The organism is Serratia sp. CY71090, from assembly GCF_052166845.1.
Taxonomy (GTDB): Bacteria; Pseudomonadota; Gammaproteobacteria; order Enterobacterales; family Enterobacteriaceae; genus Serratia; species Serratia nematodiphila.
The window spans coordinates 453,485-465,790 of the sequence record NZ_JBJNOA010000003.1; the positions used below are offsets into that span (position 1 = coordinate 453,485).

The 12,306-nt window shown below is 54.2% G+C and carries 14 protein-coding genes; 7 read left to right on the plus strand and 7 right to left on the minus strand.

From position 1 onward, the window contains the following. Positions 1–31 precede the first annotated feature (31 nt). On the plus strand, positions 32–919 hold the full coding sequence (locus tag ACJ8OK_RS08575; protein ID WP_004940038.1) for an amino acid ABC transporter permease: 888 nt from the start codon (positions 32–34) through the stop codon (positions 917–919). A 9-nt stretch (positions 920–928) separates the two neighbouring features. Next, a complete protein-coding gene (locus ACJ8OK_RS08580; RefSeq protein WP_015376924.1) occupies positions 929–1,756 on the plus strand; it encodes an amino acid ABC transporter ATP-binding protein in 828 nt (275 codons plus the stop codon). Between the two features lie 36 nt (positions 1,757–1,792). Here ACJ8OK_RS08580 and ACJ8OK_RS08585 read toward each other — a convergent pair whose 3' ends face one another. Continuing rightward, on the minus strand, positions 1,793–2,302 hold the full coding sequence (locus ACJ8OK_RS08585) for a VOC family protein (protein ID WP_004940041.1): 510 nt from the start codon (positions 2,300–2,302) through the stop codon (positions 1,793–1,795). 166 nt (positions 2,303–2,468) lie between these two features. Between ACJ8OK_RS08585 and ACJ8OK_RS08590 the strand changes: the two genes are divergently transcribed. Further along, complete coding sequence (locus ACJ8OK_RS08590; protein ID WP_015376922.1) at positions 2,469–2,948, plus strand: cold-shock protein; 480 nt, start codon at positions 2,469–2,471, stop codon at positions 2,946–2,948. Positions 2,949–3,029: 81 nt separating this feature from the next. After that, positions 3,030–3,191: a YnfU family zinc-binding protein gene (locus tag ACJ8OK_RS08595; protein WP_015376921.1), complete on the plus strand. Its 162-nt coding sequence runs from the start codon at positions 3,030–3,032 to the stop codon at positions 3,189–3,191. Positions 3,192–3,197: 6 nt separating this feature from the next. Here the strand turns inward: ACJ8OK_RS08595 and ACJ8OK_RS08600 are convergent, their stop codons facing one another. From ACJ8OK_RS08600 to ACJ8OK_RS08625, 6 genes are all read right to left on the minus strand, one after another. Beyond that, positions 3,198–4,646 (minus strand): GGDEF domain-containing protein, encoded by a 1,449-nt coding sequence (locus tag ACJ8OK_RS08600; RefSeq protein WP_033634141.1) that lies wholly within the window; start codon positions 4,644–4,646, stop codon positions 3,198–3,200. A 603-nt stretch (positions 4,647–5,249) separates the two neighbouring features. Next, positions 5,250–5,801, minus strand: coding sequence for a flavodoxin family protein (locus tag ACJ8OK_RS08605; protein ID WP_085336537.1), 552 nt, complete (start codon positions 5,799–5,801; stop codon positions 5,250–5,252). Between the two features lie 324 nt (positions 5,802–6,125). Next, positions 6,126–7,658, minus strand: a complete 1,533-nt coding sequence (locus ACJ8OK_RS08610; RefSeq protein WP_336954205.1) for a glycosyltransferase family 39 protein — start codon at positions 7,656–7,658, stop codon at positions 6,126–6,128. 125 nt (positions 7,659–7,783) lie between these two features. Next, entirely contained in the window at positions 7,784–7,927 is a 144-nt protein-coding gene (locus ACJ8OK_RS08615) for a hypothetical protein (RefSeq protein ID WP_015376917.1), read from the minus strand. A gap of 159 nt (positions 7,928–8,086) precedes the next feature. Then, a complete protein-coding gene (locus ACJ8OK_RS08620) occupies positions 8,087–9,004 on the minus strand; it encodes a LysR family transcriptional regulator (RefSeq protein WP_033633946.1) in 918 nt (305 codons plus the stop codon). Positions 9,005–9,182: 178 nt separating this feature from the next. Next, entirely contained in the window at positions 9,183–9,752 is a 570-nt protein-coding gene (locus tag ACJ8OK_RS08625) for an NADPH-dependent FMN reductase (RefSeq protein ID WP_033633947.1), read from the minus strand. A gap of 420 nt (positions 9,753–10,172) precedes the next feature. On the opposite strand from ACJ8OK_RS08625, the gene ACJ8OK_RS08630 reads away from it, so the two are divergent. The 3 genes from ACJ8OK_RS08630 (at position 10,173) to ACJ8OK_RS08640 (ending at position 12,225) form a co-directional block, all read left to right on the plus strand. Then, the gene (locus ACJ8OK_RS08630; protein ID WP_033634142.1) at positions 10,173–10,805 is read left to right on the plus strand and encodes a hydrolase; all 633 of its coding nucleotides are present in this window, start codon (positions 10,173–10,175) and stop codon (positions 10,803–10,805) included. Positions 10,806–10,992: 187 nt separating this feature from the next. After that, positions 10,993–11,523, plus strand: coding sequence for a nuclear transport factor 2 family protein (locus tag ACJ8OK_RS08635; protein ID WP_213929491.1), 531 nt, complete (start codon positions 10,993–10,995; stop codon positions 11,521–11,523). 297 nt (positions 11,524–11,820) lie between these two features. Next, entirely contained in the window at positions 11,821–12,225 is a 405-nt protein-coding gene (locus tag ACJ8OK_RS08640; RefSeq protein ID WP_135637859.1) for a hypothetical protein, read from the plus strand. Positions 12,226–12,306: the final 81 nt, after the last annotated feature.

Sequence of the window (12,306 nt, forward strand, 5' to 3'; positions counted from 1 at the left end):
ACCCCCTTTATCTGTAGTCAGGAGACATGACATGTCCAAACAAGAAGTCTTGAAAGTGGTGCCCGCCCGCTATCCGCTGCGGCTGATCGGCGCCCTGTTCTCGCTGTTTATTCTGGCCGCCATCGTGCAATCGGTAGCGGGCAACGCGCGCTGGGAATGGGGCGTGTTCGCCGAGTGGTTCTTCGCCCCGGCGGTGCTGGCCGGGCTGGGGCAAACTCTGCTGCTGACGCTGCTCGGCACGCTGTTCAGCATCCTGTTCGGCACCCTGCTGGCGCTGGCGCGGCTGTCGCGCTCTTACCTGTTGGCGTCACTGGCCTGGGGGTATATCTGGCTGTTTCGCTCGCTGCCGCTGATCCTGGTGCTGATCATCCTGTATAACTTTTCCTATCTGTACGACGCCATCTCGCTGGGCATTCCCTTTACCTCGGTGGTGTTCGCCAGCTACCCGACCATCGATATCCTCGGCCAGTTCGCCGTGGCGGTGCTGGGCCTGACGCTGGTGCAGTCCGCCTATACCGCCGAGATCATCCGCGGCGGCATCCTGGGCGTGGATTACGGCCAGCACGAAGCGGCGGCGGCGCTGGGCCTGCCGGGCTATCGCCGCACCTTCCGCATCATTCTGCCGCAGGCGCTGCGCTCCATTATTCCGACCGGATTCAACGAGATCATCAGTCTGGCGAAAGGCACTTCGATCGTTTATGTGCTGGCGCTGCCGGAGCTGTTTTACACCATCCAGGTGATCTATAACCGCACCCAGCAGGTGATACCGCTGCTGATGGTGGCCACCGTCTGGTATCTGTTCATCACCACCGCCCTGTCGGTGATCCAATACTACATCGAACGCTATTTCGCCCGGGGCGCGGTGCGCGAACTGCCGCCGACGCCCTGGCAGAAACTGGCCGGCTGGCTAAAACGTTAGGAGACCCGCATGTCTGAAGCCATTGATTATTACGCCTTGCCCGAGCAGCCGGCACGCAACCTCACCCCGGTGCCGGCGCGCGGCCTGATCGAAATCAGCAATGTCAGCAAGTTTTTCGGCAAACACAAGGCGCTGGACGACGTCAGCCTGACGCTGCAGCCGGGCACCGTGACCGTGATCCTCGGCCCTTCCGGCTCGGGCAAATCGACGCTGCTGCGGGCGATCAACCACCTGGAGCGCGTGGACGAAGGCTTTATCCGCATCGACGGCGACTACGTCGGTTACCGCCGCAAGGGCAACCGGCTGTACGAGCTGAAGGAAAAGGCCATCCTCCGGCAGCGCATCAACGTCGGCTACGTGTTCCAAAACTTCAACCTGTTCCCGCACCTGACGGTGCTGGAAAACATCATCGAAGCGCCGGTGGTGCACAAAATTCACTCCCGCGAACGGGCGAAGGCGGTGGCCTATGAGCTGCTGGATACCGTCGGGCTGCGTCACAAGGCGGATGCCTACCCGCGCCACCTCTCCGGTGGCCAACAGCAGCGCATCGCCATCGCGCGCGCGCTGGCGCTGAACCCGAAGGTGATCCTGTTCGATGAGCCGACCTCCGCGCTCGATCCCGAGCTGGTCGGCGAAGTGCTGGACGTGATTAAGGGATTGGCGGATCTGGGCGTCACGCTGGTGGTCGTCACGCATGAAATCGGCTTTGCGCGCGAAGCGGCGGATCGGGTGGTGTTTATGGTCGACGGGCAGATCGTCGAACAGGGCGACGCCAGGCAGGTGCTGGCTCAGCCGCAGCACCCTCGCACCGTTAACTTCCTTAACAAAGTGCTGTGATCGTCGGGGCGCCGCGGCGCCCCGCTCAGGAGCAGGTTAAAGACCGGCGAAACGCCGCTTCTCGGCGGCGAAATCCAGCGGACGGATCCCCTGCTGGTTTTTATCCTCTTCGGTCAGCAGCGCCGGCGGAATAAACCAGGTCACCTCAAACAGCAGCCCGTCCGGATCGTGGCCATAAATGCTTTTGTGCACGCCGTGATCCTCTTCCAGCCCGAGAATGCCGCGTTCGGCCAGCTGGTGACGAATGCGCTCCAGCTCTTCCAGGCTGTCCACTTCCCAGGCCAGATGGTACAGCCCGGCCGGTGGCTCATGCTCTGCCGGCGGCTCGTTGTTGGCGCGAAACACCCCGGCGCGCTGCTGGCCCAGATTCTTGCTGAACAGCGCCAAATCGTGATCGTTGTCCGAATCGGCGGCCTGGGTAAATACCGCCCGATCGGGGCTGTCGGACGGCTTCAGCTTGAAGCCCAATACCTGATGATAAAAGTCGGCGCTCTGCCGCACGTCGCTGACATACAGCACGGCGTGATTGAGACGTTTGATGCCCATCGATATTCCTTTTTCGCATTGAATGAAGTCAGCATGAACATAGCATGTGGGGGGAAAGCCGCTAAATGCCGTTATCGCATGACTAAATGCCGCCCGCGCAATCTGTCGCTGCAAGGCATTCCGCGCTATCATAAGCGCTGTATTGATCCCTTTTGTGAGAATAACGATGAACGGCAAGATAACGACTTTTTTTGAAGACAAAGGCTTCGGCTTTATTACCGACGAGAACGGAGAAAATCGTTATTTTCACGTGATTAAAGTGCAGAATCCGGAGCTGATTAAGAAAAACGCGGCGGTGACCTTCGAACCGACCAACAACACCAAAGGCCCGTCGGCTTATGCGGTCAAAGTGTTGGCGCCCAGCAAATACATCATCATCGCCAATGAAAGAATCAAGATCGCCAGCATCAAGTCTTTCAATACCTTCACCAAGGAAGTGCCGGTCAAAGCCGATGTGGATAAAGAGAACACCGTGCTGTCGGTCGGCCTGCTGATGAATCGCATTCGCCCGCAGTCCGAAGACCAGGCGCAGGCCATGCAAACGCTGCGCATGCTGACCATCACCACCTTCCAGAACACCACCCATACCTTCTCCGAGCACGAGATCGACATGGATGAAACCATCAAGGCGTTGAAAAGCCTGTAAGCCTCTGCGTACAGAAAATAACCAACGAAATTTGTCGTCGCCTGTGTTAGCGTGAGTTTTCACCTGACACAGGCTATTGATATGTCCGATTCCAGCAGCGTCAAAGGTTTTATCAACCGCTCCACCCAAATCGTCTGCCCTAAATGCGGCTATGTTACCCGGCAAAAATGCGCGGCAATGCTGCAAGACGTGATACTGATTTGCCCTAATTGCGAAACCCGCTTCGAGCCCAGGCAAGGCTGAAAACGGTTAGCGGAACAGAATATGCTCGACGCTGTTGCCGTTCACCACGTTGAACGACTCCACCCGATTACGCCCCTGCGATTTGGCGCGATACAGCGCGATATCCGCCATATTCATCAGTTGCTCCAGCGATTTCACTTCGTTCATCGCCAGGCTGGCGACGCCGACGCTGATGGTGATTTTCAGCGTCTGTTTGCCTTCCGCCTGCAGTTCCGCCTGCTCCACCAACCGGCGCAGATGCTCCCCCAGCGCCACGCCCTGCGCCGCCAGCGCGCGCGGCAGCATGATGGCGAACTCTTCCCCGCCCAAGCGGCCGAACAGCTGATCGTGCCGCAGCTCGCGCCGCACGATGTGCGCGAACGACGCCAACACCTGATCGCCGGCGCTGTGGCCGTGCGTATCGTTGATCTGCTTGAAATGATCGATGTCGATCAGCAGTAGCGACACCGCCTCTTTCGAGCGGTGCTTGTGCTCCAGCAGCTCGCCCGCTTTGCGCGTCATCGCGCTGCGCGCCAGCACCCCGGTCAGGAAATCGTGGTTGGCGCTGTGCTCCAGACGCCGCATCAGCTTGCGATTGGCGGCGATAGAGCTGGCGAGGATCAGCGGCCCCATCACCAGCATGGCGATGCCCAAGCGGGCGGACATCAGGGTGTCGAGGAAGGCGTTGTGATTGTTCGGCGTTTCATACAGCACCAGGTTGGCTGAAATGTTGCTGATCTCGGTCATGCCGGTCAACAGCGTCAACAGCGTCACGGGGAACAACTGGTAGCGCACTGCGCACCACAGCAGCGCCGGGATCGGGAAGGCGATGGCGCCCGGCCCGCCGATATAGACGCTGAACGCCAGCGACAGCAGTAGCGCCAATAGCGGCAGGCAGCCTTTCAGGCGCCAACGCACCTGCATGCGAAACAGCTGTTTCAACCGCGGCGCCGCCATCAGCACCGGCAACAGCAACAAGGTCGTCGAGAACTGCTCACTGAACCAGGCCAACCAGGCGACCACCACCGTATTGTTGTACAGGCTGTCGTTACGCAGCACCGACAGCGTCGACGCCACCGCCGCACCGGCCAGGCTGGCGCTGAACATATAGAGTATCGCCTGGGGTTTGCCCATGCGCCGTTGAGATTGCGGCAACATCAGCATGATGCCGTAACCGACGACGATCAGCGACATGTTGCAGGCGTTCAGCCACAGCGCCAAAGACCAGCCCTCGCCGGTGCTGAGATCGGCGGCAACCATGCCCAGGTAGGTCGTGAGCCAGCCGAGCGGCGTGGCGTAAGCGGGTTTGCGCAGCAGCAGGCCGAGCAAAATCGCATTCACCGGCCAAAATAAAGAAAGCGAGCCAATCGGCCGGCTAAGAATGCCCACCAGGGAAAGTAAAAAGGCCAGCATGAAAAGATTGATGAGCTGAACCGTAAGCGGCAGGCCATGCCTGGCGTTTATTCTGGCGTTCATCGCCTCGCCCATATTTTGCTAATAACCAGAATAATAATGTGCATACTCTCTCGCCCGGCCAGTGAGGGATAATCAACCCGGATTTCAACCAAAAAAGCCAGACAAATCAATAATAAAAAGCATTAACAATTAATTAACAGACTTTTCTTAACCTAATGTGGCGGCGGTGGACTCCCCCGCATACCGTCGGAAAATAATGCTCAGCTCTGCTGTCAGCATAGCGCATAGCGTAATAGGCCGCCGACCGACGTTAATTACATTAATAAGATTGTGGTTATTGCTCGTTGAATGATATTTGAATGACTACGCGATTATTTTCCTGCAACTGGGCCGCCTGTGCAATAACAACCCAAAAAAAGCCCGCATGAAGCGGGCTTGCTTGAACAACAGCAAATCGACAGTTACGACACGGCCATGCATTGCATGACCGTGCTGACGCGCAGTATAGCGGTGAAAGCTTAAGCAGACCTTAGCAACAAAAAACCCGGCCTAGGAACCGGGAATATTTGTACGAAATGCAGCGTTAGCCCAAGTAGGCTAATAACATCTCGCAGCTTACACGCCAAATGTGCAGAGAAAATGAACGCTGCACGCGGCAAGGCCTTACGCCAGTTTGGCGGCAAAGCCCGCCACGCGCTGGCCATAGAGCTTGGCGGTCGCCAGATCGCCCGACAACATCTCATCCACGCCGGCATCCGACGGCGTTTGCACCAACAGCCCCACCGAACCGCCCAGGTTGTTGACATCGGTACGCTGCGCCGATTTGGTGTTGGCCGGCAGCAGCCCCAGACTGACCCACAGGCCGCCATGTTGCGAAGCCAGCGTCTGCAGCGCGATCAGCGTCACCTGCTTGTCGCCGTTCAGGCTGGCGCTGTTGGTAAAACCGCCGAACACTTTATCCTGCCACTTGCGGCCGAACCAGGCTTTGGAGCTGGCGTCGGCGAATTTCTTGAACTGCCAGGATGGGCCGCCCATATAGGTCGGCGAACCAAAGATGATGGCGTCCGCCTCATCCAGCGTCTGCCAGGCTTCGTCGCTGATATCGCCGTTCTGATCGATGGCGATCAGTTCCGCCCCGGCGCCTTCCGCCACCACTTTCGCCAAACGCTCGGTATGGCCGTAGCCGGAATGAAACACCACTACTGTCTTCGCCATAGAAATTCTCCACTCATTGCACAAAGGCGCCGACGGCGCCCCTCTCGCGTTCAATCTAATCAAGCGCACAGCGACTGAATACCGAATAAAACTGACGGTGTTATTCAAAAAAATCGCGTTACCCCGCCAGGCATGCTCAGATAAAAAAAATCCCGCACAAGGCGGGATAAACTTAACAGGGATGGGGTAATACACTACAGGGAATGGATAACACACAACATCATCGGGTAGAGCTACAGTACCAATCTCAATGTATAGAACTGTCATCCCCGCGTAAGTTTGCTCGGCCAGATGTAACGCCGAATGGGAAATATGACATTTTGCTCAACGCACCACGAACAGGCGCGACTCAAAGCCGCCGCTCTTGAAGGTGCCGGTATTGACCCACCCCGGCGGCGAACGGCCGAAGTCCTGATTGAAATCCCCGCCGCTGACCAGCCAGATCCGGCGATGGCCTTTCGATAAAACGCTGAGCTTATCGACGTAGGTCTGCGCCGCCCGATCGTGGAAAAAGGTACCGAAACCATAGGCATTGGGCTTACCCGAGATACCATTGGGCCTGGCCGGGGTATACAGCAAGGCGCGGTAGCCCTGCTTGTTGTAATACACATAGCTCAGGTAGTTGAACATGTTGCTGACCACCACCGCATCGTTAGGCTGATAGTGGCTGTTGATATAGTGCACCATGACCTTGAACTCATCTTTTTCGACCGGGTAGTCGTTACGTACGCCGTAGCCGAACAGCAGGCTGAAGAACAGTAGCAAAGAGATCCCGCGCACCCGGTTTTTCGTTCCGGCGATCAGCACGCCCAACACCAGCGGAATGCCGAGCGCGGCGGAATAAAGATAGCGATCGACAAACAGCGGCGAGCGCCAGGAAATGGCGAATACCAGCGTCACCGGGATCAGAATGCCGCAGAGCAGCAGCAGAGAGAATTTTCTCGGCATCTGGCGCCGCCACAGCAGCAGTGAACATAAAGCGACAAACATCGCCGGCAACAGCCAGAGAATGATCGTGGGATAGTTGCTGCCATCATGGCCGGTGAGAAAACGCCAGAACATCGCCGGCAGATCGCTCCAGGAAACCTGAGGGATCCAACCGACGTCGCCGCCGACCCTCAGCTCGGCGATATGCGCCAGCAGATTGAACAACACCAGCAGCCAGGGAATGTAGGCCACCCCGATCGCCGCATTGGCCAGCCACCATACCGGTCGCTTGATATAACACTCGCCTTCGCGGCGGCACGACAGCGCCAACACCACCAGCCAATGCGCGATCAGCGTGAAAATCGTGAAGTAATGGGTATAAAAGCTCAGCGTCATCAACAGCGCATACAACGCCAGATAACGGCGGTTATCCGGCGTTTTCAGCCACTTCGCCAACGCCATGGCGGCGGCGATCGCCAGCAGCCCCATCAGCGCATACATGCGCGCCTCCTGGCTGTAGCGCACCGCCATCGGCATGATCGCCATCAGCCAGCCCGCGATCAGCGCCGCCCGTTCATTGGCCAGCCAACGGATAAAGCGCATCGCCAGTGCCACCGTCACCACGCCGAACACCAGGCTCAACGAGCGGGCCGCCAGAATGCCATCGCCAAACAGCACCATCCAGCCATGCAACAGCAGGTAATAAAGCGGCGGGTGAACATCGAAAGAAGCGTGATAGAGCAACGCGCCCACATCGTAACGGCTGGTCAGCACGCTGGAGGCTTCATCGCACCAAAAATACCTGTCGGTTAAGGATATAGACCGTACGAGCGCCGAAAACGCCACGATCACCAACGCATAATGTTTGTAATCGATGCCCTTTAAGCCGTTGTTGCTTAAAGAGACATTCGAAACCTGCTGCAGTGACATAACCGCATTCCGCCCAAGAGAACCACACAATGTGGAGACGCAGCGTCATCATTGCCGACGGCGGGTAAATGGCGGGTAAATCAGTGCGAAAAAGTCGGCGCAGTCCCCTTCAGGCCGCACGGCTCTCAGCGAATTTCAACGCTGATATCCGGGTAGGCCTTCTCGCCGTCACTGAGGTAATGCCCCAGCGCCCGATATGCCATCACGTACAGCACGGCGGCGGCGCACAGGCACAGCAAGGTCACGAGAAAGAATCTGGATTTGCGCACGATAGGCTCCATGGGGAAATTTTCGCCTATTGTAGCGCGACAAACTAAACGAAGGTTCAATTGGCGGCGGGTCGAGAGCCTCGCGCTCATTCAGAAAGACGGCAGCATAACGGCTAGAGTAATTCGACTTTCAAGCAAACGCCTTCTTTTCAAAGCGATTCATCTCTCATTGGTCAATATATCGCGATCCCAAAAAGGCTCATCACTGAAATTAGCAAGTAAAAAATCAATGAATGCGCGCATTTTCGCAGGCATGTTTTGTGATGAAGGAAAAACCGCATACATACCAATGGGAGGACGCATATGCTCACGTAATACAACTTCGAGCTCACCTTTTCTGATCGCCTCATGCGCGATGAAAGTGGGCAACATAGCGATCCCCAAACCCGCGATGGCGGCCTCACGAACAGCATCACCGTTGGAAAAACAGAGCCGCGATTTCACCATTGGCGTATGACCGCCAGCAAAGCGCCAATAATAACTTTCTTCAACGTTGCTATAGCGAATGCCCGGCAATGCCGCCAAGTCTTCCACTCTATTTGGACGACCGTACCGATCTAGCAAAGACGGGCTCGCGCAACAGACATGGCGAATGGTTGTGATCCGCCTGGCTACCAAGGAAGAGTCGCGCAATTTAGAAATCCTGATGGCGAGATCAAATCCATCACGAATGATGTCAACCATCTTGTCGTCGGCATCAAACTCCAGTGCCAGATTCGGATTCGCTTCGATAAATTGACCAACCACCCGGCTAAGGCAATGTACGGTCAGCGAAACGGGAGCGGCGATTCGCAACCGCCCTTGTAAATCGTTATGTCGCCCTCCAACGGCATTTTCAGCCTCATTCAACTCAGTCAGTATGCGTTTGGCTTGCTCATAAAACTTCAGCCCTGTGTCCGTCAGATGGATCTGTCGGGTGCTCCGGTTCAGCAACGGGGCACCAAGCCGAATTTCCAAATCTCGTATGCGGCGACTGATCGCAGATTTAGCCAAGGCCAGGCGCTTTGAAGCCGCCGCAAAACCGCCAGCCTCAACAACAGCAATATAAGTTTTCAGTTCCTCAAAGCGATCGGCCATGCTTCCGCAACCTTTTCAATTCCAAATATGTCAATCACAATGATACGGCATCACTTAGCGACCGCTATTCCTCTCGAGGAACGGCATCGAGACGCACGCTTTCCGCCCCCCACGTCAGACGATGCCGAAAAATGTATTATGCGCAGGCGCTGCTGGATCCAGGGTAGCGCGATACTCTCTAACGGATGGAAGGCTCGTTCGAACGAATAAACTCCACGAACCCACTCAAGAATCCCTCCAAGCGAAGACGCGTCGACTCGTCGGTCAGATTGCCATCGACGTCGAATTGTTGGTTGGCGTGGGAAACGAGAAGCCGTCCGCCAAACCAAGGTCGGGTTCCAAGTGCTCGCAACACGGGTAGCCAAGCTTCCTGAGATAGGATTGTGCCAAATCCCCCCGGCGATGCACCAATCAAGGCGAAAGGTTTTCCGCCGAAAACGCGTCGTATATCGCTGTCTGGACGTGAAACCCAATCAATGGCGTTTTTGAATACCCCTGGAATACCATTATTGTACTCAGGGGTGGCAAGGAGCACGCCATCGGCTACCGCGATCGCCTCCTTCAATTCGACAACAGAAGCGGGAATGCCAGATTTAACTTCAACATCGGCATCATAAAGCGGTATCCCATTGATTCGACGAACATCCAGAGTCACGCTCTCGGGTGCCAATTGCACTGCAGCCTGAAGAAGTGAATGGTTAAAGGAAGCGCTGCGAAGACTTCCTGAAATTCCAATGATATGGGTCATGATCTACTCGCTTTTTGCAATGGAATGACTGTCGTTACTGCAGATGACAATGTTCGTTTGTGCTGACGGTTCTTTCTCCCCACAAAGGACAAACATTACCTCCTCTACAAAAATTAGAAAGCCTCAATAAAAGAACACTGTGTTCTCTTATTTAAGTACAGCGTTAGGACTGGGTGAATGACGAGGACTTAAACCCACCCAACTAAAGTTACGATCTACTCTCACAGCCCAAAAATGAGAACAATATGTTCTCCGGAATTGGGATTGTCGGGTCCGCTGTATCGACTTAGCATGATATCTCACAATTACATGACCCCAATTAAGATTGCTTTCATTGAAGGCGATGTTGAGATCCCTTCTTTGGCCTATCGCGATTGCGATGAGTCTAACCTAATCTGTAACGTGAAAGAGAGTTATCTAATGACCAGTGAATCTATCCGTGATCCTAAGGCTGACCACCTCCTGACCCCTGAGAACTGCGTGTTCATCGTGATCGACTATCAACCCATTCAGGTGAGTTCGATCCGTTCGATGGACCAAAAGGAATTGGTTTTCAACATCACCCATAGCATTAAAGCTGTGAAGAATTATAACGTACCTATTATTCATTCGGCGGTAAATATTGCGACGGGCTTAAACAAACCGCCAATTAAAGAGATCATGGCGCTACTCCCTAATGACCCCGTTATTGATCGTACGACGGTTAATGCCTGGGAAGACGTCGAATTCAAGCAGGCAGTGCAGGCAACTGGACGGCGGAAGTTGATCATGACGGCACTCTGGACCGAAGTCTGCCTGGCCTTCCCCGCTCTGGATGCACTCAGGGAAGGGTACGAGGTCTATGTCGTCGCCGACGCCATCGGCGGAACTTCAGTAGCGGCTCATGAGTTGGCTCTACGCCGCGTCGAACAAGCGGGTGGCAAACTGATTTCCAAGACACAGCTCTGGTGCGAGCTGCAGCGAGACTGGGCTCGCCAAGAGACCGTTCCTGGTTTCATGGACGTATTCGAGAACTGGGACGGCTTTAATCCAGAGAAAGATTTCAAAGGCTAAAATGCGGTTGGCAAATTGCTGGTTGAAGAATCCTCTGGCCGTCGTGTCAACACTGTCCGGCCTGCCAACCATACTCGGCAATTCAGCGCACCATATTGGAAAAGACAAGAGAATTGTCTTAGCAGAAGATTGATTATTGAAGGGAACGGCACACTTCAGCGTGCCGTTCCCGGAATAAGGGGAGACCATGTCAAACGTCTACAAGAAAATCGCTAACATAAAAGAAGCGCAGGCTGCTAGCCTCGCGAAACCGGCCACGTTCAGCAGCCCTTTGGCTCTCCTGCTGGACCTTCTGAAAAAACCCGCGGATCTCGAGCATGTCCGCCAATTTACGGCGGACAATTTCATCTATGTTTCACTCAATTATGAACATCCGGAACTAAAAGCCATCATGCCTTGGGCAGGGACGACAGCAGGAACCGAAGGCTTGGTCCAGACCTTCAAGGATGTGAACGCCTACTGGTCTACACTGGCATTCGAATTACAGGACACTTTTGAGAATGCCGACGGTGCTGCCGTCTTCGGTTATTTTACTTATCGCTCTACTGTTTTGGGTAAGACGGTCACCTCCCCCCTCTCGATTTTGGCTCGCGCCAAGGACGGTAAGTTAACTTTCGTACAGTTCATGGAAGATACCTTCGCCACAGTACGAAGTTTTCGCGAGAGTGGAACCTACCATATCAAAGCCGATCCCAGTGGTTCGACAGTGGAAATTTGATACAGGGAGAGCGATATAACGATTGAGGATATAACCTGATTAAAAACTATATCCTCAGTCACATCATTGCATCATCAAAAACAACCAGCGAACACAGGACGTTTTTCAATCGGATTGTTTTTGTCATAAATAATTAGCCATACTTCCAGACTCATATAATACATTTAAAACACTAGCAACAAAAGAAAATATATTTATTACACTGCCCAGCCAGAGTTTTAAAAAGCAGTGAGTGGTAAATAGGAATGCCGTCAACAGTTGATGATCGATAATTAACAAACTTGAGGTATCATGACAATGCAGAAAAAAGACTTATCTTCCTGGTTCGCCAAAGGGGGGGCTATTGCTTATTTCATCTGGGCTCTTCTACATTTTCAAGCTGCCTGGGGAGTTTATAAATTAGGCGATAGCATGCCACCAGGAATGGCAAGTGGGCGAGTAGAACAAGATGCATGGAATTTATTTTGCTTTGCACTTTGCGCTGCCTTGACGTCTATTTTCTTGAATTGGCGCAATGACATCAGAGGATGGTGGATAAATTTAGCCGTTGTCAGCGCCACTGATATTGGCTTTATTATTTACATTCTAATCCCTGGTTACACGCCTATTTGGCCAGGGATTTTAGGGCCTCTTTTTTGGGCGGTTGGATTTATTTTTTCAACCTGCGCACTTGTTTTATCACATAAAGAAACAATGCGCTAAGCATGATAACATCACAAAGGGCAGCATATGCTAAGCCCTTTAATCCAACTTCCTTAAAGAACAAACTCAATTGCAATAATT

Coding starts and splice junctions, on each gene's coding strand:
- ACJ8OK_RS08575 (WP_004940038.1), top strand. CDS start 32: ATGTCCAAACAAGAAGTCTTGAAAGTGGTGCCCGCCCGCTATCCGCTG.
- ACJ8OK_RS08580 (WP_015376924.1), top strand. CDS start 929: ATGTCTGAAGCCATTGATTATTACGCCTTGCCCGAGCAGCCGGCACGC.
- ACJ8OK_RS08585 (WP_004940041.1), bottom strand. CDS start 2,302: ATGGGCATCAAACGTCTCAATCACGCCGTGCTGTATGTCAGCGACGTG.
- ACJ8OK_RS08590 (WP_015376922.1), top strand. CDS start 2,469: ATGAACGGCAAGATAACGACTTTTTTTGAAGACAAAGGCTTCGGCTTT.
- ACJ8OK_RS08595 (WP_015376921.1), top strand. CDS start 3,030: ATGTCCGATTCCAGCAGCGTCAAAGGTTTTATCAACCGCTCCACCCAA.
- ACJ8OK_RS08600 (WP_033634141.1), bottom strand. CDS start 4,646: ATGAACGCCAGAATAAACGCCAGGCATGGCCTGCCGCTTACGGTTCAG.
- ACJ8OK_RS08605 (WP_085336537.1), bottom strand. CDS start 5,801: ATGGCGAAGACAGTAGTGGTGTTTCATTCCGGCTACGGCCATACCGAG.
- ACJ8OK_RS08610 (WP_336954205.1), bottom strand. CDS start 7,658: ATGTCACTGCAGCAGGTTTCGAATGTCTCTTTAAGCAACAACGGCTTA.
- ACJ8OK_RS08620 (WP_033633946.1), bottom strand. CDS start 9,004: ATGGCCGATCGCTTTGAGGAACTGAAAACTTATATTGCTGTTGTTGAG.
- ACJ8OK_RS08625 (WP_033633947.1), bottom strand. CDS start 9,752: ATGACCCATATCATTGGAATTTCAGGAAGTCTTCGCAGCGCTTCCTTT.
- ACJ8OK_RS08630 (WP_033634142.1), top strand. CDS start 10,173: ATGACCAGTGAATCTATCCGTGATCCTAAGGCTGACCACCTCCTGACC.
- ACJ8OK_RS08635 (WP_213929491.1), top strand. CDS start 10,993: ATGTCAAACGTCTACAAGAAAATCGCTAACATAAAAGAAGCGCAGGCT.
- ACJ8OK_RS08640 (WP_135637859.1), top strand. CDS start 11,821: ATGCAGAAAAAAGACTTATCTTCCTGGTTCGCCAAAGGGGGGGCTATT.